The sequence below is a fragment of the Saccharothrix stipae genome (genome assembly GCF_054781895.1).
This window is the reverse complement of record NZ_BAAGTN010000001.1, coordinates 105,228-128,151: the sequence shown is the minus strand read 5'-3', so window position 1 is coordinate 128,151 and position 22,924 is coordinate 105,228. Positions and strand designations below refer to the sequence as shown.

Genomic DNA, 22,924 nt, shown 5'->3' with positions numbered 1-22,924 from the left:
GCAGCATCGCGCTAGAGGCGGATTGACACGCCAAGGCCCGTGACAGACGATCGGCAATCGCGCGTGAAACGGGGGAAGCCGGTCGAAATCCGGCGCTGACCCGCAACGGTAGGTCCCACCCGGGACGAGCCCGAACACCCGTCGCGCGTGCCACGCTCCTGACACCGTCGAGGTCAACGGGTCGGAGCCCGGGGGAAGTCGATCACGGCTGTCCGGGGTCCGCCCACGCCTCGGAAAGGCCGACCATGTCGTTGAGACGGACCGCCGCCGTCATCGCCACCGCCGCCGTCGCCGCGCTCGCGTCGGCTCCCGCCGCCCGGGGTGAGGCGCCGGCCGTGCCGACGACCGACGTGAGCGACGCCGCCGCCGGGTGGCTCGCCCGGCAACTCGTCGACGGCGACCACTTCGAGCACGTGTTCGAGGGCGTCCCCTACCCCGACCAGGGCCTCACGCTGGACGCACTGTTCGCCTTCACCGCGGCCGGCGTCGCGTCCGACAGCGCGGACCGGGCCGCCGCCTGGGTCGCCGAGCCCGCGGTGATCGACAACTACCTGCACTTCGGCGACCCCGACCAGTCCTACGCGGGCGCGCACGCCAAGCTGGCGTTGGCGGCGCAGGTGCGCGGCCAGGACCCGACCGACTTCGGCGACGTCGACCTGATCGCCGGTCTCACCGCGCTGCAGGCGCCGTCCGGCCGGTTCCAGGACAAGTCGCAGCACGGCGACTACTCCAACGGCTTCACCCAGGCCTTCGCGGTGCTCGCGCTGGACCGCTGGCAGGGCGCGCCGAAGGCCGCCGTCGACTACCTCGTCGGCGCCCAGTGCCCGGACGGCGGGTTCCCGCTGGTCCTGGAGGCCGCGACCTGCGCGTCCCACGTGGACGCCACGGCGATGGTCGCGCAGGCGTTGCTCGCGGCCGACCGGACGGCCGAGGCGGGCAGGGCGCTGGACTGGCTGACCGGCGTGCAGCAGCCCGGCGGCGGGTTCCGCGACGAGGGCAAGACCGACGAGGGCAACGCCAACAGCACCGGTCTCGCGGCGCAGGCGCTGCGCGCGGGCGGCCGCACCGCCGCCGCGGACCTGGCCGCGAAGTTCCTGAGGTCGTTGCAGGTCGGTTGCACGGCCGCGGCGGCCGACCGGGGTGCGATCGCGTTCGACAAGACGGGGTTCACGCAGCCCACGTCGCTGCGCGCGAGCGCCCAGGGCGTGCTCGGGCTGGTCGGCGTCGGCTTCGCGGACCTGACCGCCGAGGGCGGCGAACCGGGCGCGCCGGTGCTCGACTGCTCGGCCACCACGACCTCCCCGAGTTCGTCCACGTCGACCACTTCGGCCACCACGACGGCCACGTCGACCACCTCCTCCACCACCGGGACGACCGCAGGCAGCACGACCACCACGACCGCGGTGGTGGCCGTGGTGGCCAACCGCGGCGCCCTGGCCCGGACCGGCGCGGCCGTCGGCCCGATGCTGTGGATCGGCGCGTTGCTGCTGGTCGGCGGTGTGCTCGCGGTCGTGCTGGCACGCAAGCGGTATGCGGGCGCACGCAGGTGACGAGCTGGTGGCGGCGCGTGCCGACGGCGTTGGCCGTCATGGGGCTCGCGCTGCTGAACGCACCGGTGACCGCCCGGGCGGCGGACTGCGCGGGCGTCACGGTGGTCGTGGACTTCCGCGCGCTGGGCGGCGGCGTGCAGACGGGTTGCGCGCCGGGTGATCCGGCCTCCGGCACGGCCGCGCTGAGCGGCGCCGGGTTCGGCTACACGTTCGCGGCCCGGCAGCCGGGGTTCGTGTGCCGGGTCAACGGCAAGCCCGGCAGCGACCCGTGCGTCAACACCTCCCCGCCCACGGCGTACTGGGGCTACTGGCACGGCCAACCCGGCGGGTCGTGGGTCTACAGCGGCACGAGCGCGAGCGCCCACGACCCCGCGCCGGGGAGCGTCGAGGGCTGGTCGTTCGGTGCGGGTGAGCAGCCGGGCATCGCGCCACCGGCGCCCGCGCCGAAGCCGACCCAGCCCGCGCCGCAACCTCCGGCGCCCGAGCCGGGCGGGCCCGTGCCACCGGCGCCGCAACCCCAGCCCGGTCAACCGGCGCAGCAGCCCACGCGGCAGTCGGAGACCGCCGCGCCGACCACGACCGAGGCGACGACGACCGCGCCGTCCTCCGCCGAGGCGACGACGGGCAGCACCACTCCCAGCCCTGCCTCCTCCCCGACGAGCTCGTCGAGCCCGACCGCGGTGGCGGTGCGGCCGACGGCGGGCACGTCGTCCGGCGGCACGGTCGGGTTGGTGATCGGGATCGTGGTGATCGCCGCGCTGGCGGGCCTGGGCATCCTGACCGCGCGGCGACGGGCCAAGGCGGCGGAGTGAGGCTGCACCCCGGCGCGTGGTGGCTGTGGGCGTTGTGCCTGGCCGCCGTCGCCAGCCGCAGCACCAACCCGCTGCTGCTGGCGTTGGTGATCGCGGTCGCCGGGTACGTGGCCGTGTCGTGCCGCGAGGACACGCCGTGGGCGAGCGCCTACGGCGTGTTCCTCAAGTTCGCCCTCGTGGTGATCGCCATCCGGATGGTGTTGCACGTGCTGCTCGGCGGGGTCGGCGGGCCCACGGTGCTGGTGACGCTGCCCGAGATCCCGTTGCCGGCGTGGGCGAAGGGCATCCGGCTGGGTGGACCGGTCAGCGCGGAAGGACTCGCGTTCGCGCTGTACCAAGGGCTTCAGCTGGCGACGTTGCTGTGCTGCGTGGGCGCGGCGAACGCGCTGGCCAACGCCAAGCGGCTGCTGCGGTCGTTGCCGGCCGCGTTGTACGAGGTGAGCGTGGCGGTGGTGGTGGCGTTGACGGTGGCACCGCAACTGGTGGCCAGCGCGCGCTCGGTGCGCCGGGCCCGGGCGTTGCGGGGTGACGCGGTGCGCGGCGTGAAGGCGATGCGGGTGCTGATGGTGCCGGTGCTGGAGGACGCGTTCGAGCGGTCCCTGGAGTTGGCCGCGGCGATGGACTCGCGCGGGTACGGCCGGACGGCGGGGTTGCCCGGGCGGACCAGGGTGGTGACCGGCGTGCTGGTGCTCGGCGGGCTGGTCGGGCTGTGCGTCGGGGCGTTCGGGCTGCTCGGTGGCGGCGGGCCGGGCGCGGTGGCGACGCCGACGCTGGTTGCGGGCTCGGTGCTGGCGATCGCGGGCCTGTGGACCGGCTCGCGGCGGGTGCGGCGCAGCCGGTACCGACCGGACCGGTGGGGTCCGCGCGAGCTGCTGATCGTCACGTCCGGCGTGGTCGCGACGCTGGCGACGTTCCTGGCGCCGGACGGTCTCGGCGGTACCGCGCTGACACCGGACACGGTGCCGCTGGTCGCGCCCGGACTGCCGTTGCTGCCCGCGATCGGCCTGCTGTGCGCGCTCGCACCCGTGGTGATCGTCAGGAACAGGGTGAACGCGTGATCCGGTTCGAGAACGTCTCCGTCACCTACCGCGACGCCGCCGCGCCCGTGTTGGCCGGGGTGGACCTGCACGTGCCCGAGGGCGAGCTGTGCCTGGTGGTCGGGCGCACCGGATCGGGCAAGTCGACGCTGCTGCGCGCGGTCAACGGCCTGGTGCCGCACTTCACCGGCGGCACGCTCACCGGCCGGGTCGTGGTGGCCGGCCGCGACACCCGCGACCACCCGCCGCGCGAGCTGGCCGACGTGGTCGGCATGGTGGCGCAGGACCCGAGGTCCGGCTTCGTCACCGACTCGGTCGAGGAGGAGCTGGCGTACTCGATGGAGTCGCTGGCGCTGCCGAACCCGGTGATGCGCAAGCGGGTCGAGGAGACGTTGGACCTGCTCGGCCTGGCCGACCTGCGGCACCGACCGCTGGCGACGCTGTCCGGCGGGCAGCAGCAACGGGTGGCCGTCGGCGCCGCCCTCACCGCCCACCCGCGGGTGCTGGTGCTGGACGAACCGACCTCGGCGCTGGACCCCGGTGCGGCGGAGGACGTGCTGGCCGCGCTGCACCGGCTGGTGCACGACCTCGGCATGACCGTGGTGATCGCCGAGCACCGGCTGGAACGGGTCGCGCAGTACGCCGACCGCGTGGTCTGGCTGCCCGGCGGTGGTCTGCCGCCGGTCACCGGCGAACCCGGCCCGGTGCTGGCGGACGCGCCGGTCGCGCCGCCCGTGGTGCGGCTGGGCCAGCTGGCCGGGTGGGAACCGGTGCCGGTGTCGATCCGGGACGCACGGCGGCTGGCCGGCCCGTTGCGCGAGCGCCTCGCCGAACCACCCTCGGTGGCCTCGTCACCCTCCGCGGAGTTGGTGCGAGTACGCGACCTGCGGGTTCGCTATTCCACTGTGGACGCGGTGCGCGGTGTGTCGTTGAGCGTCGGCGCGGGTGAGCGGGTAGCGGTGATGGGGCGCAACGGGTCGGGCAAGTCGAGCCTGCTGTGGGCGGTGCAGGGCACCGGCAAGCGGTCCGGCGGCGAGGTCGCGGTGGCCGGCGTCGACCCGGCGACGCTCAAGCCCGGTCCGCGCCGCGAGGTCGTCGGCCTGGTCCCGCAGCAGCCCGGTGACCTGCTGTACCTGCACACGGTCGGCGGTGAGTGCGCGCAGTCCGACCGCGAGTCCGGCAGGCCTCGCGGCACGTGCCGGGAGTTGCTGGACCGGCTCGCGCCGGGCGTCCCGGACGACCGGCACCCGCGTGACCTGTCCGAGGGGCAACGGCTCGCGCTGGTGCTGGCGGTGGCGCTCACCCCGTCGCCGCGCGCGGTGCTGCTGGACGAGCCGACCCGGGGCCTGGACTACCCGGCCAAGACCCGGTTGGCCGCGGCGTTGCGCGCGCTCGCCGACGACGGTCACGCGATCGTGCTGGCGACGCACGACGTGGAGTTCGTGGCCGAGTACGCGAGCCGGGTGGTCGTGCTGGCCGAGGGCGAGGTGGTGGCCGACGGCCCGACCGCCGAGGTGGTCACCGCGTCCCCGGTGTTCTCGCCGCAGGTGGCGAAGGTGCTCGCGCCGCGGCCGTGGCTGACGGTGGCGGACGTGCGCGCGGCCCTGGCGGCGCGGTGAGCCGGCCGATCCGCGTCCGGCCCCGCGCCACGCTCGCCCTGGCCGTGGCGGCGGCGATCAGCGTGGTCGCGTTCGGGTGGCCGTTGCTGGTCTCCCCCGACGCCGCCATCGCGCAGGGCGTGACCGCGCCGTGGACGTTCGCGCTGCTCCTGCCCCTCGTGCTGGCCGTGGTGCTGGCCGAGCTCAGCGAGGGCGGGTTGGACGCGAAGGCGGTGGCGATGCTGGGCGTGCTGTCCGCGCTGGGCGCGGCGATCCGGCCGCTCGGCGCGGGCACGGCGGGTGTCGAGACGGTGTTCTTCCTGCTCGTGCTCGGCGGCCGGGTGTTCGGGCCGGGGTTCGGGTTCGTGCTCGGCAACACCATGCTGTTCGCGTCCGCCCTGCTCACCGGCGGCGTCGGGCCGTGGCTGCCCTACCAGATGCTGGGCGCGGCGTGGGTGGCGTTGGGCGCGGGGCTGCTGCCCTCGCTGCGGGGCAAGGCCGAACTCGCGGCGCTCGCCGCGTACAGCGCCGTCGCGTCCCTGGTCTACGGGCTGCTGCTGAACCTGTCGTTCTGGCCGTTCGCGTTGAGCGCGGGCAGCACGTCGTTGTCCTTCCAGCCCGGCGCGCCGATCCCGGACAACCTGGTGCGCGTGGTGGCCTTCAGCCTGGCCACGTCCCTCGGCTGGGACGTCGGCCGCGCGATCACCACCACGATCCTGGTGCTGGTGACCGGCCCGGTGCTGCTGCGCACGTTGCGCCGCGCCGCCCGCAGGGCGTCGTTCGGCGATCCCTCGTTCGGAGCTTCTCCGGTAGGTGATTCTCCGGTAGGCGGTTCTCCGGTTGCCGGTTCTCCGGTTGCCGGTTCTCCGGTTGCCGGTTCTCCGGTCAGCGGGGCAGCTGTGCCGCCACCTCCGCCAACGCGTCCAGCACCTCCGGGGTGAGGTAGCCGGTGGCGAGCTCGGCCTCGGCGACGGTGACCGTGGTCCGGTCCCGACCCGAGCCGTAGTTTGCGCCGCTGAACGCGATGTCCGCCAAGCCGACCTGCGCCGTGCCGAGCGGCTTCACGTCCCCGGTGCCCGGCGCGTCCACGACGTCGTGGAACTCCCGCGCGTCACCCCGCGAGCCGAACCCGACCCAGGCCACCGCGATCACCGCCGAGTTGCCCGCGTCGTCCCCGACCGCGAACAGCACCCGGTCCATCGACGTGCACCCGGTCCGCCGCAGGAACTCGCGCACGCCGCCGAACGACGCCGCCACGCACTCGGCCTGCTGCTTCTCGGTCCGCTTGAGCTCGTGCAACCCCATCAGCCGCCACGCGCCCTCCGCGTCGCCCCGCCGGGCGAGGTCTCCGCCCTCGGCCTTGCGCGCCTCCACGCTCAGCCCCGGACCGCCACCACCGGAACCTCCCGCGCTCAGGCCGACCGCTCCCCCGTACCCGACCGCGCTGAGCGCGACCAGTCCGGCCAGCAGCGCCGACCTGCTCCGCCTGCCCCCGCCGGCGACCGGCCGCACGCGACCCCTGTCGTCGGTGTAGAAACCCTTCGGCACGGCTGCCTCCTCCCCCTCAGGAAGGTTTAGCAACGCCGAGGGGCCGCAGACCCGAATTTCGCGGAGAACCGCTCGAAGAGCGCAAACCAGACGGTCGGTTCACTTGCGGCGCGCGGACAGCAGGAGAACCAACCCGAGCACCGACATGACCAGGCCCATCCCGTACGCGGCGCGGTAGCCGAGGTGCTGCGCGAGGCCCAGCAGCGGTCCGGCGAGCATCGCGCTGGTCTTGTAGGTGTTGCTGTAGAGCGTGCTGGCGTAACCCGGTCGGTCGGGCGCGAGGTCCTGGAAGTACGAGATGCCGACGCCCATCACCGCCGAGATCACCACCGCGTGCAGCACCTGGGCGGCCATCACCTGCCACGTCGCCTGGGTGCCGAGCATGACCGCGTAGTACACCGGCGCGACCGCACCACCCGCCAGCACCAGCACCCGGTGGTTCATCCGGACCGCCAACGCGCCGAAGCCGAGCATCAGCGGGATCTCCAGGGCCGCGCACAGCCCCAGCACCAGCCCGGCGTCCCGGGTCGTGCCACCCAGGTCCTCGGTGACGAACAACGGCATCGCCACCACGCCGACCGACGTCGCGCACTGCAGCAGCACGAACCCCAGGGCCGCGAGCACGACCTCCCGCCGCAACCCGGACTCCCGCGCCACCTCACCGGTCGGTGCCGCGGCCGGGCCCAGCCGCGGCAACCACACCAGGATCACCACGACGCCCAGCGCGTACACCGCGGCGCTGACGCCGAACAGACCGGTGAACCCGCCCCCGGCGATCAGCAGGGCGCCCAGTGGCGGACCGCCGACCCACGCGATCGACATCGTCGTCCGCAGGCCGCTCATCGCCAGCGGCGCCCGGGCCGAGCCGCTGCGTTCCAGCAGCTGCCGCGCGTAGGCGTACATCTGCGGTATCTGCGAGGACGCGATGGCGAAGAACGTGATCGACACCACCAGCAGCAACCAGTAGTCGCGGAACACGGCGAACAGCACCCACGACAGCGCACCCGACGCGCCCGCGACCGCAAGCAGCGTGCGGCGGACCGCCCGCGAGTCGGAGAACCGCCCGATCACCGTGCTCACCAACATCGATCCCAGCGCGCTGATCAGCAGGAACGCCCCGACCGCGACCGGCCCGGCGCCGACTTCCTTGATCAGGAACAGCGACAGGAACGGACCGGCCAACGCGTACCCGACACCGGTCAGGAGGCTCACCGACAGCAGCGGGACGAAGGACCGCGACCCGGACGGGGCAGGACGTTCACTCAGTGCGGGCACACCGGCGATCCTCGTCGTCCATTCGGGTGACGAGGAAGCCGATTTCCAGCATCCGGACTCGTGAGAGCGCTCACACCGTGGCGCGTGCGACCAGCACCGCCATGTCCAGCGGCAGTTCCCGGACGTCCTCCAGCACGAAACCGCCGGCCGCCAGCAGCCGCCGGTGGTGCTCGGTGGTCCGCTCGCCGCCCTGCACGGTGTTGACCATCATGTGCACGTTGAACGCCAGCGGCAACAGCGTGCGCGGGTCGTCCCGGATCGGCCGCTCCACCACGGCCAGCACCGCGCCCTCGGCCATCGCCGCGCGCACGTTGCCCAGGATCACCGAGCACCGCTCGTCGTCCCAGTCGTGCATGATCCGCGACAGCAGGTAGAGGTCGCCGCCTCGCGGCACGGGGTCGTGGAAGAAGTCGCCCGCGACGACCGCGGCCCGCCCGCCGTGCGGTGCCAGCACGTCGACCGCCGCGCCGACCACGTGCGGCCGGTCGAACAGCACGCCGCGCAGGTCGGGCCCGGCGCTCAGCACCAGGTCGAGCAGGCGCCCGTCGCCGCCGCCCACGTCGACCACCGTGCCGCTCGCGGGCAGGTCCAGCAGGTCGGGCACCAGTTCGAGGAAGGTCGTGCCCGCCGCCATCGCGCCCTCGAACAGCCGCGCGTCGGCCGGGTGCGCGGCGAAGTGCTCGAACGGCTGGGCGCCGTAGACGTGGCTGAACCCGCTCTCACCGGTGCGCAGGGCGTGCTCCAGCCCGCTGAACGACCGGTAGAACAGGCCGCCGTAGATGCGGGCCAGGTCACGCTGTGACCCGGGCACGTCGCCGCGCAGCAACGTGCCGACCTCGGTCAACGACCACCGCTCGCCGGCCCGGCGCAACACGCCGAGGGCGGCCAGGAAGGCCAGCACGCGGCGCAGCTTGTCCGCCCTGGTGCCGGTGCGCTCGGCCAGTTCGGCGGTGTCGAGCGGACCGTCGGCGAGCAGGTCGGCCACGCCCAGCTCGGCGGCCGCCGCCACGGCACGGGTGCGCCACGCGCCGGTCATCAGGTCGAGCATCGAGCGCCGCGGCTGGTCCGGCCGGCCGACGTGGCGTGCCACCGGGGCGGCGTGGTGGCCGGGCACCCGCAACTGCACCCGGGTGGGGTTCGCGCCGCGGAAGTACAGCACCGTCGCGTCCTCGTGGTAGCCGCCACCGTCGGCGGTGAGGCCGGCGTCGAGCAACGTCGCGCACACACCCCGCAGCACCACGTCGTCGTCGGTGACGTGGAAGGCCACGTGCGACTCGGCCTCCCGGTCGTCGTGCGACAACGCCGACCCGCCGCACACCACGGACAACCGCAGCTCACGCGGTCCGCCGGCGACGGTGCCGCGCACGGCCCACACGTCGAGCTCCTGCCCGGTCCGGCCGCGGAGCCGGTCGCGCGCCACCGCGTTCGGGATCGGGTCCCGCGCGTCGACGCCCAGGTCGGCCAGCACCCCGTAGACGTCCGACGGCTGTTCGGCGGCCACCAGCACCGCCGCGTGCGCCGGCTCCAGGTGGCGCAGGACGGGCGCCGGCGCGTCACGGCCCAGCACGGCCGCCAACGCGTCCCCGGCGTCGCCGTCCCGGACGAAGCCCACGGCCTCCGCCAACCGGCGGAGGTCCTTCTCCCCCAACGCGCCGGGCGCGCCGCCAACCGTCACCGACATCGCTGATACTCCCAACGGATGGCCGTGCCCCGCACGCGGGCGGGGCACGGCGGACTGGGGCCCCGTGACCGGGGCTACGGTCTGTCGAGCTCCGGGTGGAGTTCGATGTCGCACCACCGGACCAGGCCCGCGATGCGCGGCTGCCCGTCGTGCCGCCACACCATCGACGGCTTGGCCATCGCGCCGGGCGCGCAGATCCGGCTCGCGCCCAGGACGGCCAGTTCGCGCGCGGTCCGCCGGAACTGCTCACCGACCGCGCCGAGGCCCACGTTCTGGAGGTGCTCGGCGAACGGGCGCACGGCGTCGACCGCCGCGGCCACGTCCGGCACCGACACGATCCGCGCGACCCGGTTGCCCGCGCCGCTGAGCGGCATCAGCGCGTCGTCCAGCACGACCGTCCACTCCAGACCGTCGGGCGCCCACACCCCGCCCGCGTCCGACGTGGCGGCCCGCCACTCGGCGATCAGCCTGCGGTGCTGCAACGCCGTGGCGTCGTGCACGTCGATCGTCCCGGGTGGGCTGTCCCGCGCCTCGCGGCGCATCGCGACGGCCAGGTGTTCGGCGACCGCGCGGGCGTGGTCGGCCTGCACCAGGTAGACCTGCGGCGAGAGGCAGGCGTGCTGGTCGAAGTCGCTGCAGTCGGCGGCGATCCGCCTGGCCACCTCGGCCGCGCCGTGCTCGGCCGCGTACTCGGCGCTCACGATGCCGAACGACAGCTTGTGCGCGTGCTCCTCGTAGATCTGGTGCGGCCCGACTTTCGCGCGGATCGCGGCGCACGCCTGGTCGCCGCCGTAGGCGATCACCGCGTCGGCCTGGCCCAGCGCGGCCGCCAACGTCGCCTCGTCGTCGCGGTCCCAGTAGGTGGCCACGACCGCGTCGGCGAGCACCGGCTCCACGTCGTGCAGGGTGCGCAGGAACGCGGCGGTGAAGTGCGGCTCCCGGGCCGGGATCTTGGCGATCACGCTCGCCTTCACCAGCAGCGCCCGCACCAGCGAACGCGCGGGCAGGCCGGGCACGTTGCCGGAGAACACCGCCAGCACGGTGCGCGGCCCCACCGCGGTCGTGCCGCCGCGGAAGCCGTCCAGCACCTCCGGGCCGCCCAGCTCGCGGGTCAACGCGGCCAGCAGCTGCCCGGCGTGCAGGTTGCCCAGCTCCGCGTCGAGCGCGCGGTCGATCGTCTCCTCCGACATGCCGGTGACCAGCGACGCGTTGCGCACCGCGGCGCGGCGGGCGGTGAAGTCCCGCTTGGCCCACAGGTCCACGACCGCGTCGACGGCCTCCACGATCCGCCGCACGGGCAGCCGCCGGAGGTCCTCGTGCGCGTCGCGGAGCCCTTCGCCCACCGCGGCCCAGTCGGCGGGCCGCACGCCACGCCACTCGTGCGGGCCGGCGGCGAGGGTGAACGGCACGCCGTCGCCCGTCAGCCAGCCGGGCGTCCACGACACGGTCATGCGGCGCCTCCCGTCATCTCGTCCAACGTCAGCGAGCAGCCGCGGCTGGTGCTGCCCGCGATCCGGCCCGCGATCGCCACGCCGTGCGGCCCGGCGATGCCGAGGTCGCCGGTGAGCAGCACGTGCGGCCGGTCCAGCAGGGACAGGTCGGTGATCTCCAGCAGGCCGTGGCCCTCGGTCAGGTGCTCGCGGGTGCGCGGATCGCGGACCTTGGGCCCGCCGGCGGGGTGGCTGCCCTTGGGTCGTTCGCCGAGCGGGCCCACGGGGGTGTCGGCGGCGTCGAAGAGCTGGTTGGCCAGCTCCGTCATGCCGAAGATGTTGCCGTGCTCCTGGATGCCGAACACCCGGCGCACGGTGTCGTGCAGCTCGTCCACGGGCATGACCCGCGAGCGGCCCTTGAACCCGCCGCCGTCCCACATCCGCGAGCCGGGCGGCAGTTCCCAGCGCTTGCCCCGCGCCTCCAACGCGTCGCAGACGTTGACGAACGCGAAGGTCCCGCCGATGAGCACCACCGGCAGGCCTTCGGCGACCGCGGCGTCCAGGCGGCTGCCCAGCAGGTCGAAGTCCACCCCGTGCGCGCCGATGACGGCCGTGCTGAGCCGGGGGTCGCCGCACGACTCGGCGATCCGGACCATGTCGAACGCGATGGCCATCTCCGGCGCGGCCTCCTGCGACGGCACGAACGCCAGGACCACCGGCCGCACGCCGTCGTCCGGCCGCAGGTGGCGCCGGGCGTTGGCCTCGATGGCCAGGCCCTTCAGCTCCAACCCGAGCTTGGAGTAGCGCACGGTGCCCCGGACGCTCCCGGTCGTCCCGCTGGTGCGGAACACGCGGACCGGTGGCGCGTCGGGGAACAGGTGCGGTCCCCCGTCCTTGTAGGCGGTGTCCGGCACGCCGACGCCCACCCCCACCTGCTTCCAGTAGCGGGCGACGTCCGGGGAGTTCGCCATGGCCAGTTCGACCAGCTGCTCGTGGAGGTCGTCGGGATCGCCGACGCCATCGCAGACGAGTCGTGCCATGCGTTCGAAGAGCCGCGCGACGTGGGGATCGTCGTGGGCAACGGTCATCGAGGTTTCCTCCTGCGGTGAAGGTCAACTCGGACAGGTCAGCAGCGGTGGACGCGTCCGACAAGGTCGGTCCCCGGAACGGGGCACCGCTGACCGGGGGGTTGTCGAGGGAGAACAGGATGACTGAGCAACGGCGCAGGTAGGACCGAATGTGCGCGTTCCGCTACGGGAACCGGAACGCTGACCGGTCCCGGTGGTGCTGACGGCCGACCGCGGAACGACCCGGAACGCCTGCGAACGTCCGTGAACGGCACCCGAGGCGGTCGACAGGGGCTTGACACGCGCGCTGACACGTGCCTGCACGCCCGATGACATGCCCGCCCCGGACCGTCTCCCCCGAACGAACGGGAAGGGGACGGACATGGAGTACGCGTTCCAGGCGGAGGGCCTGGTCAAGCGGTACGGCCGGACGACCGCGCTGGCGGGTGTCGACCTCGCCGCGCGCACGGGCACGGTGCTGGGGGTGCTGGGGCCGAACGGCGCGGGCAAGACGACCGCGGTGCGCATCCTGGCCACGCTGCTGCGGCCGGACGCCGGTCGCGCCACCGTCGGCGGGTTGGACGTGGTGGCGGACGCGGCGCGGGTGCGCCGGATGATCGGGCTGACCGGGCAGTACGCCTCGGTGGACGAGGACCTGACCGGCGTGCAGAACCTCGTGCTGATCGGGCGGTTGCTCAACCTGCGCGGCCCGCGGGCCAAGGCGCGGGCCGCCGAGCTGCTGCGCGACTTCGAGCTCACCGAGGCGGGCGGGCGGCAGGTCAAGACCTACTCCGGTGGCATGCGCCGGCGGCTCGACCTGGCCGCGAGCCTGGTCGGCCGGCCGGACGTGATCTACCTGGACGAGCCGACCACCGGGCTGGACCCGGCCAAGCGGGACGACATCTGGCGGGTGGTGCGCGCGCTGGTCGCCGACGGCGCGACCGTGCTGCTGACCACGCAGTACCTGGAGGAGGCCGACGCGTTGGCCGACGAGATCTCCGTCGTCGACCACGGCCGGGTGATCGCGCACGGCACGCCCGCGGAGCTCAAGCGGATCGTCGGCGGGCAGACCGTGCTGGTGCGGCCGGCGGACCCGGGACGGTTGGCGGAGGCCGCCGCAGTGCTGGCCGAGGTGTCCGGGCACCAGCCTGAGTCGACCGGGCGGGGTGTGGTGACCGTGCCGGTGGACGGTGACGCGGCCTTCACGGAGGTGGTGCGGCGGCTGGACCGGCGGCGGATCGCGGTGACCGAGCTGTCGCTGCGGCTGCCGAGCCTGGACGAGGTGTTCTTCACGTTGACCGGCAAGCACACGGAGGTGGCGGCATGACGGCGTTGGCGACACGACCGGCGGTGGTGGACCGGGAGGCCGCGCGGCGGCCGTTCGCGTTGGCGCGGCACAGCCTCGCCCTGGCCCGGCGCAGCCTGATCAAGACGATGCGGTCGCCGGAGCAGCTGCTGGACGTGACGTTGCAGCCGGTGATCTTCGTGGTCCTGTTCGTGTACCTGCTCGGTGGCGCGGTGTCCGGGTCGACGCACGACTACCTCCAGCTGTTGCTGCCCGCGATCATGGTGCAGACGACGGTGTTCGGCGGGATGGCGACCGGGGTGAACCTGAACGCCGACATCGGCAAGGGCGTGTTCGACCGGTTCCGGAGCCTGCCGATCGGCCGGTCCGCGCCGTTGATCGGGTCGGTGCTCGGTGACCTGATCCGGTACGTGGTGGCGGTGGTGTCGCTGCTGGTGTTCGGCTCGCTGATGGGGTTCCGGGTGGAGACCGGCGTGCTGCCCGCGCTGGCGGCGTGCCTGCTGGCCATCCTGTTCGCGTTCTCGCTGAGCTGGGCGTTCGTGCTGGTGGGGATGGTGGTGCGGCAGCCGGGCGCGGTGCAGGGCGTGGGGTTCCTCGTGCTGTTCCCGTTGACGTTCGGGACCAGCATGATCGCGCCGGCGGAGACGTTGCCGGGGTGGCTGCGGTCGTGGGTCGAGGTGAACCCGGTGACGCACGTGATGGACGCGGCGCGCGGCCTGATGGTGGGCGGTCCGGTGGCGTCGGCCGCGGCGTGGGCGTTGGCGTGGTCGGCGCTGTTCGTGGCGGTGTTCGCGCCGCTGGCCGTGCTGGCCTACCGGCGTCGCGCCTGATCGCGGTCGGGCGGCGGGTGTTGCCGGTAGGGTCGTCCGCGTGGATCTGGACGACACCGCCGCCCGGCTCGGGGTGCCCGTCGAGGACGTCGACCGCGTGCGGCGGCTCGCCGGCGACCGGCCGTCGGCCCCGCTGCCCGCCAAGGCCGACGCGACCGCGATCCTCGACCGGCTCGCGGTGCCGCCGGACGACGCCGCCGAGATCATGGCGGGCTGGCCGGACCCCGGCTCTCCACTGTGGACTCCGGAGCTGCGCTGGCTGCTCGACCGCTCGACCGCCCTGGTCCGCGCCGATCTCGGGGGCCACGGCTGGCTGCCGCCGGGTCCGGAGCTGCCGCGCGAGCGCGGTCCCGCCTGGCGGCACCTCTACGTGTACGCGTACCTGGCCCTGGTCGACGTCGTGCGGGCGTACCACCGCGACCACGGGATCACCGACGCCGTGTCGTGGGCGACCCTCGCCGACCTGGGCCGCAACCTCGCGGTCGATCGGCGGATGCGCGGCGAGGGCTGGCCGATCATGCAGAGCTGGCTGACCCTGCACGCGCGCGGCGGCGTCTACGAGCTGGGCCGGTTGCAGTACCAGCGCGGCAGCACCGCCATCGGGCTGCACATCCCCGATTCGGGGCCGATGACCCCGGAGGCGGTCTCGGCGTCGCTCGACGAGGCCCGTGCGTTCTTCCCGCGCCACTTCCCAGACGAGCACTACACCGCGTTCTCCTGCGGCTCGTGGTTGCTGGACCCGCAGTTGCTGGAGTACCTGCCCGAGGACTCCAACATCGCCCGCTTCCAGCGGAGGTTCGAGCTGGAGCCCTACGAGGAGCCGGAAGGGCTGGACGCGGAGGTCGAGGTCCGGCGGTTCGTGTTCCGCACCCTGAGCACGCCGCTCGACCAACTGCCGCGCCGCACCGTGCTCCAGCGCGCGATCGTCGACCACCTGAAGGCCGGCCGGCACTGGTACTGGCGCACCGGCCGCTTCCCGATCTAGCGCAAGACCGGCACCGATCGGACGGCCCGCGCAGCCGACGACCACGGGCATCGTGGCCACAACCGGATGACAACCGCACGACAACCGCGCGCGCAGACGCTGGGGACGGTCAACCGGCCACCATCTCCAGAAGGAGTCTCCGACAATGTCAATGCGTGGTATCGGACGGTTACTGGTCGCGGTCGGGGTGATCGCCGCGGCTGCCGTCACCGGGTCCACCCAGGCGGGCGCGAGCCCCTACGGTGGGACCTTCGCCTCCTGCTCCTCGTCGTCGAACCTGACCGAGAAGTTCTGGATGAACATGTCGTGGTCCTCGTTCGTGGCCAAGGACGACGAGTACTTCGCCGACGGCCTGCGCGTCACCCAGCTCGACATCGAGGGCAACGACATCACCGCGACGTGGAACCCGGGGTCGGGCACCCAGCGGGTGCACTGGGACATGTCCCTCGACCGGTTCGAGGAGCTCGACGACCAGTACTTCGCCCAGGGCCTGCGCCTGGTCGACGTGGACGTGGACGACGGCGACTGGGCGGCGGTCTGGCGGCCCGGCTCCGGCGCGCAGTACTGGCGGTCGGGCATCCCGTCCTGGACCGACTTCAAGAACCAGGACGACGTGTACTTCGACCAAGGGCTCCGGCTGGTCGACGTGATCATCACCGCGGACGACGACATCACCGGGGTGTGGCGCGGTGACCAGGGCACCGGCGGGCAGCTGTGGAGCTCGGGCGTGATCGGTACCGGGGTCGACGCGAACAACGACAGCGCGTTCGACAGGCTCAACCGGGCTCGCAAGCAGGCGGGTTACGAGCTGCGGATCCTCAAGACCCACCCGGACGACCGCTACATGATGGGAGTGTGGAGGTACCGGGGCGGCACGTTCAACCAGGCCACGGAGCTGTTCCTGCCGAACGCGACGGCGGTGGCGAACATGCGGGCCTACTGCCTGGAGCGCGGCATGCGCCTGGTGACGGTGGACGCGAGGTAGCGGCTTTGCCGGCGGCACGGCCCGGGCGATCCGTCCGGGCCGTGCCGCCGCGTCGGTCCGGTTCGGGTGGGTCGGTCCGGGCCAGGCGGGTCGATCAGGGTCAGGTCGGTCGGTCCGGGCGTGCGCGGGGCGTCGACGGCACGGGGTCGAGGGTCGGGGAGGCGGTGCCCGTGGCCGCCTTCGCGGTGGACCAGCGGCCCGCGTTCACCGGGTCACCGCCGCTGCCGGCGCGGGGACGCCGTTGCGGTCGCCGCTGTTGGGCGCGCCCTCGCCGGTGGTGATCCGGCCGCGCAGGCTGGAGCCGACGTAGAAGCTCCACGCGTTGGCGCAGACGTCGAAGCACTCGAAGTCGGGGACGAGGCCGTGGTGGGTGAAGCGGAGCTCGGTCCGGCCGTCGCGCTCGGTGATGTCGAACGTGACCGCGGTGCCCTCCCACTCGGCCTGGTCCTGCACGAAGCTGAAGTGGTTCTCCAGCACGAGCCAGGCCACCTTGCGACCGGGCACGGCGTCGGTCACCCGGATCCGGGTGCGGTGCAGGTCCTGGTAGTGGTAGTCGAACTCGGCGCCCGGTCGGTCGGTGGCGCCCTCGATGTCCTCCGACCACCAGCTCCGGACGTCGGTGACGGCGTCGTAGACCTCCGCCGCGGTCTGCTCCACCGTGAAGGTGGTGGTGAATCCGTGCTCAGCCATGGTGTCCCCGGGTTCGGTCGGGTGGGTCCGCAGCGGGTGCGCCGCGGTCGAGGTGCTCCTTCAACGCGCTGAGCGGGCCGTCCCAGTCGCGGGCCAGCGCGGCGAGGTACTGCTGGGCGACCTGCATGGGCGCCGAGCGCAGCCGGAACCGCACCCGGCGCCGCTCCCCCGGCTCCGCCGTCACCAGGCCGGTGTCGGCGAGCAGGGCGAGGTGTTTCGCGATCGCCTGCCGGGTGATGGGCAGGCGATCGGCCAGGTCGGTGGCCGTGGCCGGACCCCCGGCCGCCAGCGCGGCCAGGATCGCGCGGCGGGTCGGGTCGGCCAGGGCGGTGAAGACCTGTTCGGCGACGGCCTCGACGTCAGGCGGCATCGACGTAGTCGACCAGCTCACCCAGCTCGTTCGTCCAACCCACGGTGTGGGCGTCGTAGGCCTTCTGGTGCAGGTCGTCGGGGAGTTGGGCGAACCCGGTCTCGACGACCTTCAGGCGGGTGCCCTCGCCGAGCGGTTCGAGCGTGAACTCGACGTAGGTGCGGCGCGGGTCGTCCTCGGGCATCTCGAACAGGCGCCAGGTGTAGGCGAACACGGTGGGCTCCTCCACCCGCTCCACGCGCAGCTCGGTCGACTGCCCGTCGGACCAGCTGAGCCTGGCGGAGCCGCCCGGGCGCAGGTCGATCGTCGCCTCCTGGCCGAACCAGGTGCCCAGACCCTCGGCCGTGGTGAGCGCCGCCCACACCTTGGCCGGTGGTTGGGCGAACTCCACGGTCCGCTCGATGCGGTCCGGAAAAGCCATGTCAGCCTCCAACGAGTAGCAACCGTTCAGTTGCGACTCTAGGGAAACCGATCGGTTGCGTCAACCGCGCGGGCGGCGGCGGGACAAGACGGTCGTCGTGGTGGCTAGGAGCCGGCGCGGACCAGCGCGATGGCGTCGGCGCGGTCGAGGGCCACGCCGGTGGCGTACGCGAGGTCGTAGGCGGCGTCGCCCACGTCGGCGCGCAGGCGGGCGGCGAGGCGGGCGACCTCCGGGTTGCGGGCGTCGGGCGCGCCGCGCAGTTGTTCGGCCGCGCCGAGCACCTTGGCCGCGTGGGTCGGGTTGCCGTGGTGGGTGTGCCGGGCCGCCTCGGCGACCGCCACCGCGGCCAGCACCGGCATGTCCTTGGCCGACATGGCGTGCTCGACGGCCGCGCCGATCGCGTCCGCGGCCTCCTGCCGGTCGCCCCGCTCCACCGCGAGGTGCGCGTGCGAGGTCATGATCCGCGCGTGGAACTGGGGCACCACCAGCGGCTCGTCGACGATCGACGTCAGGGCGGCCTCGTACTGCCGTTCCGCCTCCGCCAGGTCGCCCTCGTACCGGGCCAGGTCGCCCAGCACGAGCCGGGCGAACGCGACGGCGCGGGCCGACCACGGCTGCGCCGTCGGCCTGGTGAGCGCCAGGCAGTCCGCGCGTGCCCGGGCCACCTCGCCCACCTGCACGTGCGCGGTGGCCAGCAGGATGCGTTCGTGCGCGGCGTCGTCGTCCGGGTCCAGCTCGGCGAGCAGCCGGATCGACTCGTCCAGCGCCGCCGTGGCCGCTTCGGGCTCGCCGAACACCAGGTGCGCCTCGGCCACCTGGGTCAGCGCCTGCGCCAACGCGAACCGGTCACCCACCTCGCGCAGCCCGGCGATCGCGGTGGCGAGGTCGTCGCGCGCGCCGCGCAGGTCGCCCTCGTTCTCCCGCACCGCGCCGCGCACCAGCCACAGCGCGGCCCGGGTCCACGGGTCCGGCACGTCCAGCCGCCGATCCACCGCCGCCAACGCCCGCTCCGCGTCGTCGAGGAACAGCTCCAGCATCGGTTCCAGCAGCACGAGCACCGGGTGCTCACCGGTGGACTCGGCGGCCAGCACGGCCAGCTGCGCGATGTGGTCCTCCAGGCCGCCGAAGCCGCCCGAGACCGCGTTGTTGACCAGCAGGAACGCCGACGCGACCTGCCTGGCGGTGGTCGGCGCGCCACCGGGCACGGCCAGCGCCAGGCGCAGCCACGGCACCGACTCGGCGCGCTTGCCGCGCATGGTCCAGTACATGCCCATCGCGGCGGCCAGCCGCACGGCGGTGTCGGCGTCGCCGTTGTCGGCGGCGAAGTGCAGGGCGGCGATCAGGTTGTCCCGCTCGGCGTCCAGCCGGGCGATCCAGGTCAGCTGGTCCTTGCCGCGCAGGTGCGGCTCGGCGGTCTCGGCCAGGTCGCGGAAGTACGCTGCGTGCTCCGCCCTGGCGGCGGCCACCCGGCCACCTTCGGCCAGCCGTTCCAGGCAGTACTCGCGGATCGTCTCCAGCATCCGGTAGCGGCCGTCGACCACCTGCACCAGCGACTTGTCCACCAGGGCGGTGAGCAGGTCGAACGCGTCGCGGCCCGCGAGCCGTTCGGCGGCCTCCAGGTCGAGGCCCGCCGGGAACACGGCCAGCCGCTCGGCGAAGTCCCGCTCCGCCGCCGACAGCAGGTCCCAGCTCCACGCCACCACCGCGCGCAACGTCCGGTGCCGCGGCATGGCGGTGCGGCTGCCGCCGGTGAGCAGGCGGAACCGGTCGTCCAGGCGGGCGGCCAGCTGTTCGACCGACAGCGCGCGGAGCCGGGCGGCGGCCAGTTCGATCGCCAGCGGCAGACCGTCCAGGCGGCGGCACACCTCGGCCACGGCGTCGGCGTTGTCCGGCGTCACGGCGAACCCGGGCCGCACCGCCGCGGCCCGTTCGGCGAGCAGCCGCACGGCCGCGTCACCGTCCAGCGGCGGCACCGGGCTGACCACCTCGCCGTGCACGCCGAGCGGTTCACGGCTGGTGGCCAGCACCCGCAGCCGCCGGCACCGGCCGAGCAGCTCGTCGGCGAAGCGGGCCGCCGCGTCGACCAGGTGCTCGCAGTTGTCCAGCACGATCACGGCCTCGGTGCGCGACAGCGCGTCCACCAGCCGGGTCATCGGGTCGGCCTGCGCCACCGCGCGGTCGACCGAGCGCTGGTCGCGCAGGCCGAGCGCGCCGAGGACGGCGGGCGCGACGTCGTCCGGGTCGGTCACCGACGCGAGTTCGACCAGCCACGCGCCGCCGGGCAGCCCTCCGGCGACCGTGGTGGCCAGGCGGGTCTTGCCCGCGCCGCCGGGTCCGACCAGGGTGACCAGCCGGTGGGCGGCGAGCTGCCCGGTCACCCGTTCGACCTCGGCGGATCGGCCGATCAAGCCGGTCAGCGGCGTGCGCAGGTTGCCGGCGCGCGGCTGGTCGGCGGGCTCGGCGCGGAGGATCTCCCGGTGCGTCGCCCGCAGTTCGGGTCCGGGGTCGGCGCCCAACTCGTCGGCGAACCGGCGGCGGATGTCCTCGTAGGCGGCCAGGGCCTCCGCCGGGCGGCCGGTCGCGACGAGGGCGCGCAGCAGCAGGGCCTGGAGCCGTTCGCGCAACGGGTGGCTCGCGGCCAGGTCGGTGAGTTCGGCGACCAGGTGCTCGGCCCGGCCCCGGGCCAGGCCGGCCGTCGCGCCGTCCTCCAGCACGCCGAGCCGGGTCTCGTCCAGACCGGCGACGTAACCGACCGCGAACGGCGCGCCCGCCGCGTCGGCCAGCGCGGGCCCGCGCCACAGCGCCAGCGCCTCCGACGCCAGCCGCCCGGCGGTCGTCGGGTCACCGGCGGCCAGCGCGGTGCGCGCCTCGCGGGCCAGCCGGTCGAACCGGAGCGCGTCGACGGCGTCGGCGGGCAGGTCCAGCCGGTAACCGCCGTGCGCGGACCGCAGCACGTCGACGGGCAGGGCGCGGCGCAGGCGGGACACCAGCGACCGCACCGCGGCCACCTCGTCGGCCGGCTTGTCCTCCGGCCACAGCGCGTCGGCCAGCTCGTCGGTGGTGACGACCCGGCCGGCGGCCACCGCCAACCGGACCAGCAGCGCGCGCACCCTGGCGCCACCGACCTCGACCGCCGTGCCGTCCGCCGTGACCTCCAGCGGCCCCAGCACCCCCACCCGCATGTGATCACTGTGCCACGCCTGCCACGGCACGGCCGCGCAGGCCACGGGCCATTTCCGCGCAATCCTCACGTACCCGGCCGAACACGTCCCGGAAGGCAAAAAACTTGCCCGGTTTTCCGCATTTTTGCGGATATCCGTCGGACATCCGACCATTCGTAACGTAACAATGTCAGGTATGGGCTAACGAATGTCCGGAGCAACCGATATCGCCGCTATGGACGAGGATTCCACTCCGGCGGCACGAGTCCTCGCGTCCGAACGCCGGAAGACGGCGTCCGAACGCAGGAAGCGCGCCGTCGCAGACCGAGCAACCACCTGGGGTGCCGGATGAACAGCCGAATGGTCGAACTCGAAGCAGTCCTGGCCCGGTCCGCGCCGGACCGGCAGGCCGCCCGCCGCCTCGCGGTGGACCTGGCCCGCTCGCTGGACGCGCTCAGCGCGCGCCGCGACGTGGACCGCCTGCTGCGCTGCGCCGCGGGGCTGACCCGGATCGGCTCGGCCGACGCCGCGGACGCGCTGCTGATCGCCATGCTGGCGCTGGTGGACCCGACCGGCCCGGAGGCGTCACGGGTGCGCGACCAGCAGGCGTTGGCCTCGGTGGCCCGGGGCCGGCGGGAGCCGGGCACGATCGCGCCGCGCCAGGTGCGGCGCCGGGCGCCGAGCGCCGCGTTCGGCCGGGGCGCGACGCTGCGACAGGTGGTCGGCGACTTCCTGGACCCCGTGCCGGTGGCCGACCCGGTCGCGGTCGGTTCGGTCGCGGTGGCGGTGGAGCCGGCGAAACCGAGCGAGACGGGCGCGCTGGAACTGGCGTTACAGCGCAACGCGGCGGTCCTCGGCTCCAACCACCCGCAGACGTGCGTGCTGCGGCTGAACCTGATGTGCGCGCGGTTCCGGATCGCCCGCGACCACGGTGACGCCGAGGAGGTCTCCGAGTCGCTGACCGACCTGCGTGACGCCACCGACCGGGCGCTGAACGTGCTGGGCACGCACCACCCGCGGGCGCTGGTGGCCCAGGCCAACCTGGCGTCCGCGGAGTTCGAGCTGGCCAGGGTGCGCCGGTCCGCCGAACGGGCCCGGCTCGCGCTGCCCAGCCTGCGGTCGGCCGCCGACCGCACCGCCACCCGCCTGGGCGCCGACCACCCGCACGCGGTGATCGCGACGTCGAACCTGGCGTCCGCGGAGCTGGAGCTGGCCCACCTCGACGGCACCCGCGCCCAGGCGCAGCGGCTGGTGGACGTCGTGCGCGACGCCTCGATGCGGGCGGTGCCCGCGCTCGGCGCGGACCACCCGGCGGTGCTCGCGTTGGACGAGCAGCGGCGGGCGTGCGAGGCGTTGCTGTCCGGGGTGGGTCCCGACCCGTCGTTCGAGCGCGGTTACGCGTCGTTCGCCGACGCGGGCCGGTCGCTGGCCACGACGAAGCCGAGCACGCCGTCGGTGCGGCAGAGCGTGACGACGCCGGAGTGGCCGCAGAGCACCCTGCTGGCGCGGCTGCGGGAGAGCAGCAGGCAGGAGCTGCTGTCGCTGGGCACCACCGTCCGCTACGCCGCCGACCGGGAGATCATCGTCCAGGACGCCACCGACACGCACGTGTTCCTGCTGCTCGAAGGCGTGGTGAAGGTGCTGGTCAACGACGCGAGCGGGGACACCGCGGTGCTCACCGTGCGGGTCGCGGGCGACCTGGTCGGCGAGCTGGCCGCGCTGGACCACAAGCCGCGGTCGGCGACGGTCGTGACCTGTGGTGACGTCACCGCGAAGCTGATCACCAGCGCCGAGCTGCACGGGTTCCTGCACCGCCGCAACGACGGGTTCGTCGAGCTGATCGGGGTGATCGACGACCAGCTGAGGTGGGCCAACCGGCGCCGCCGCGACTTCCTGTCGCACACCGCCGCCGAGCGGGTCGCGCGCGTGCTGGCCGAGCTGGTCGGCGCGCACGGCAGGCAGGAGGTCGGCGGGTGGGTGCTCGGCATCCCGCTGACCAAGGTGGAGCTGGCCTCGATCGCCGGGATGAAGCCGCGCACCGCCGAGAAGGCGTTCGCCGACCTGCGCAAGGCCGGCGTGGTGGTCAGCCACCTGCGGCGGGACGTGGTCGTGCCCGACCTGGAGGGCCTGCGGCGGTTCGCGCGCCTGTGAACGCACCTGTTCGTCGGCCCGGTGGCC

General features: G+C 74.0%; 19 protein-coding genes and 1 riboswitch. Of the genes, 9 read left to right on the top strand and 10 right to left on the bottom strand.

Annotated features, from left to right (window positions below):
- Nucleotides 1-23: 23 nt before the first annotated feature.
- A riboswitch (cobalamin riboswitch) is annotated at nucleotides 24-160 on the top strand.
- A gap of 85 nt (nucleotides 161-245) precedes the next feature.
- The 4 genes from ACYVLT_RS00550 to ACYVLT_RS00535 are packed head-to-tail and all read left to right on the top strand — an operon-like array spanning nucleotide 246 to nucleotide 5,018.
- Nucleotides 246-1,550 (top strand): prenyltransferase/squalene oxidase repeat-containing protein, encoded by a 1,305-nt coding sequence (locus ACYVLT_RS00550; RefSeq protein WP_461118050.1) that lies wholly within the window; start codon nucleotides 246-248, stop codon nucleotides 1,548-1,550.
- Nucleotides 1,547-2,362 (top strand): hypothetical protein, encoded by an 816-nt coding sequence (locus tag ACYVLT_RS00545; RefSeq protein ID WP_461118049.1) that lies wholly within the window; start codon nucleotides 1,547-1,549, stop codon nucleotides 2,360-2,362. The genes ACYVLT_RS00550 and ACYVLT_RS00545 overlap by 4 nt, the downstream gene beginning before the upstream one ends.
- Nucleotides 2,359-3,420: a CbiQ family ECF transporter T component gene (locus ACYVLT_RS00540; protein WP_461118048.1), complete on the top strand. Its 1,062-nt coding sequence runs from the start codon at nucleotides 2,359-2,361 to the stop codon at nucleotides 3,418-3,420. The genes ACYVLT_RS00545 and ACYVLT_RS00540 overlap by 4 nt, the downstream gene beginning before the upstream one ends.
- A complete protein-coding gene (locus ACYVLT_RS00535; RefSeq protein WP_461118047.1) occupies nucleotides 3,417-5,018 on the top strand; it encodes an ABC transporter ATP-binding protein in 1,602 nt (533 codons plus the stop codon). Before ACYVLT_RS00540 ends, ACYVLT_RS00535 begins: the two co-directional genes overlap by 4 nt.
- A gap of 864 nt (nucleotides 5,019-5,882) precedes the next feature.
- On the opposite strand, the gene ACYVLT_RS00530 is transcribed toward ACYVLT_RS00535, so the two are convergent.
- The 5 genes from ACYVLT_RS00530 to ACYVLT_RS00510 form a co-directional block, all read right to left on the bottom strand.
- On the bottom strand, nucleotides 5,883-6,545 hold the full coding sequence (locus tag ACYVLT_RS00530; RefSeq protein ID WP_461118046.1) for a hypothetical protein: 663 nt from the start codon (nucleotides 6,543-6,545) through the stop codon (nucleotides 5,883-5,885).
- 99 nt (nucleotides 6,546-6,644) lie between these two features.
- Nucleotides 6,645-7,820, bottom strand: coding sequence for a sugar efflux transporter (locus ACYVLT_RS00525; protein ID WP_461118045.1), 1,176 nt, complete (start codon nucleotides 7,818-7,820; stop codon nucleotides 6,645-6,647).
- A 70-nt stretch (nucleotides 7,821-7,890) separates the two neighbouring features.
- The gene (locus tag ACYVLT_RS00520) at nucleotides 7,891-9,501 is read right to left on the bottom strand and encodes a methyltransferase (protein WP_461118044.1); all 1,611 of its coding nucleotides are present in this window, start codon (nucleotides 9,499-9,501) and stop codon (nucleotides 7,891-7,893) included.
- Nucleotides 9,502-9,575: 74 nt separating this feature from the next.
- Nucleotides 9,576-10,952, bottom strand: coding sequence for an acyl-CoA reductase (locus tag ACYVLT_RS00515; RefSeq protein ID WP_461118043.1), 1,377 nt, complete (start codon nucleotides 10,950-10,952; stop codon nucleotides 9,576-9,578).
- Complete coding sequence (locus ACYVLT_RS00510; protein ID WP_461118042.1) at nucleotides 10,949-12,019, bottom strand: acyl-CoA reductase; 1,071 nt, start codon at nucleotides 12,017-12,019, stop codon at nucleotides 10,949-10,951. The genes ACYVLT_RS00515 and ACYVLT_RS00510 overlap by 4 nt, the downstream gene beginning before the upstream one ends.
- A gap of 361 nt (nucleotides 12,020-12,380) precedes the next feature.
- Between ACYVLT_RS00510 and ACYVLT_RS00505 the strand changes: the two genes are divergently transcribed.
- From ACYVLT_RS00505 to ACYVLT_RS00490, 4 genes are all read left to right on the top strand, one after another.
- On the top strand, nucleotides 12,381-13,325 hold the full coding sequence (locus tag ACYVLT_RS00505; RefSeq protein WP_461118041.1) for an ATP-binding cassette domain-containing protein: 945 nt from the start codon (nucleotides 12,381-12,383) through the stop codon (nucleotides 13,323-13,325).
- Nucleotides 13,322-14,134, top strand: coding sequence for an ABC transporter permease (locus tag ACYVLT_RS00500; protein ID WP_461118040.1), 813 nt, complete (start codon nucleotides 13,322-13,324; stop codon nucleotides 14,132-14,134). Before ACYVLT_RS00505 ends, ACYVLT_RS00500 begins: the two co-directional genes overlap by 4 nt.
- A gap of 40 nt (nucleotides 14,135-14,174) precedes the next feature.
- Complete coding sequence (locus ACYVLT_RS00495) at nucleotides 14,175-15,119, top strand: acyltransferase domain-containing protein (protein ID WP_461118039.1); 945 nt, start codon at nucleotides 14,175-14,177, stop codon at nucleotides 15,117-15,119.
- Between the two features lie 151 nt (nucleotides 15,120-15,270).
- Complete coding sequence (locus tag ACYVLT_RS00490) at nucleotides 15,271-16,104, top strand: hypothetical protein (RefSeq protein WP_461118038.1); 834 nt, start codon at nucleotides 15,271-15,273, stop codon at nucleotides 16,102-16,104.
- Nucleotides 16,105-16,308: 204 nt separating this feature from the next.
- On the opposite strand, the gene ACYVLT_RS00485 is transcribed toward ACYVLT_RS00490, so the two are convergent.
- From ACYVLT_RS00485 to ACYVLT_RS00465, 5 genes are all read right to left on the bottom strand, one after another.
- The gene (locus tag ACYVLT_RS00485) at nucleotides 16,309-16,794 is read right to left on the bottom strand and encodes an SRPBCC family protein (protein WP_461118037.1); all 486 of its coding nucleotides are present in this window, start codon (nucleotides 16,792-16,794) and stop codon (nucleotides 16,309-16,311) included.
- Nucleotides 16,787-17,164 (bottom strand): metalloregulator ArsR/SmtB family transcription factor, encoded by a 378-nt coding sequence (locus tag ACYVLT_RS00480; RefSeq protein ID WP_461118036.1) that lies wholly within the window; start codon nucleotides 17,162-17,164, stop codon nucleotides 16,787-16,789. The genes ACYVLT_RS00485 and ACYVLT_RS00480 overlap by 8 nt, the downstream gene beginning before the upstream one ends.
- A complete protein-coding gene (locus tag ACYVLT_RS00475) occupies nucleotides 17,154-17,585 on the bottom strand; it encodes an SRPBCC domain-containing protein (protein ID WP_461118035.1) in 432 nt (143 codons plus the stop codon). Before ACYVLT_RS00475 ends, ACYVLT_RS00480 begins: the two co-directional genes overlap by 11 nt.
- Before the next feature lie 104 nt (nucleotides 17,586-17,689).
- Nucleotides 17,690-20,767, bottom strand: coding sequence for a BTAD domain-containing putative transcriptional regulator (locus tag ACYVLT_RS00470; protein WP_461118034.1), 3,078 nt, complete (start codon nucleotides 20,765-20,767; stop codon nucleotides 17,690-17,692).
- 4 nt (nucleotides 20,768-20,771) lie between these two features.
- Nucleotides 20,772-20,912 carry a hypothetical protein gene (locus ACYVLT_RS00465; protein ID WP_461118033.1) on the bottom strand — a complete coding sequence of 47 codons (141 nt, stop codon included), beginning with the start codon at nucleotides 20,910-20,912 and terminating at the stop codon, nucleotides 20,772-20,774.
- 182 nt (nucleotides 20,913-21,094) lie between these two features.
- Here ACYVLT_RS00465 and ACYVLT_RS00460 point away from each other — a divergent pair, with 182 nt between their 5' ends.
- Nucleotides 21,095-22,897: a Crp/Fnr family transcriptional regulator gene (locus ACYVLT_RS00460; RefSeq protein WP_461118032.1), complete on the top strand. Its 1,803-nt coding sequence runs from the start codon at nucleotides 21,095-21,097 to the stop codon at nucleotides 22,895-22,897.
- The last annotated feature ends 27 nt before the right edge of the window (nucleotides 22,898-22,924 follow it).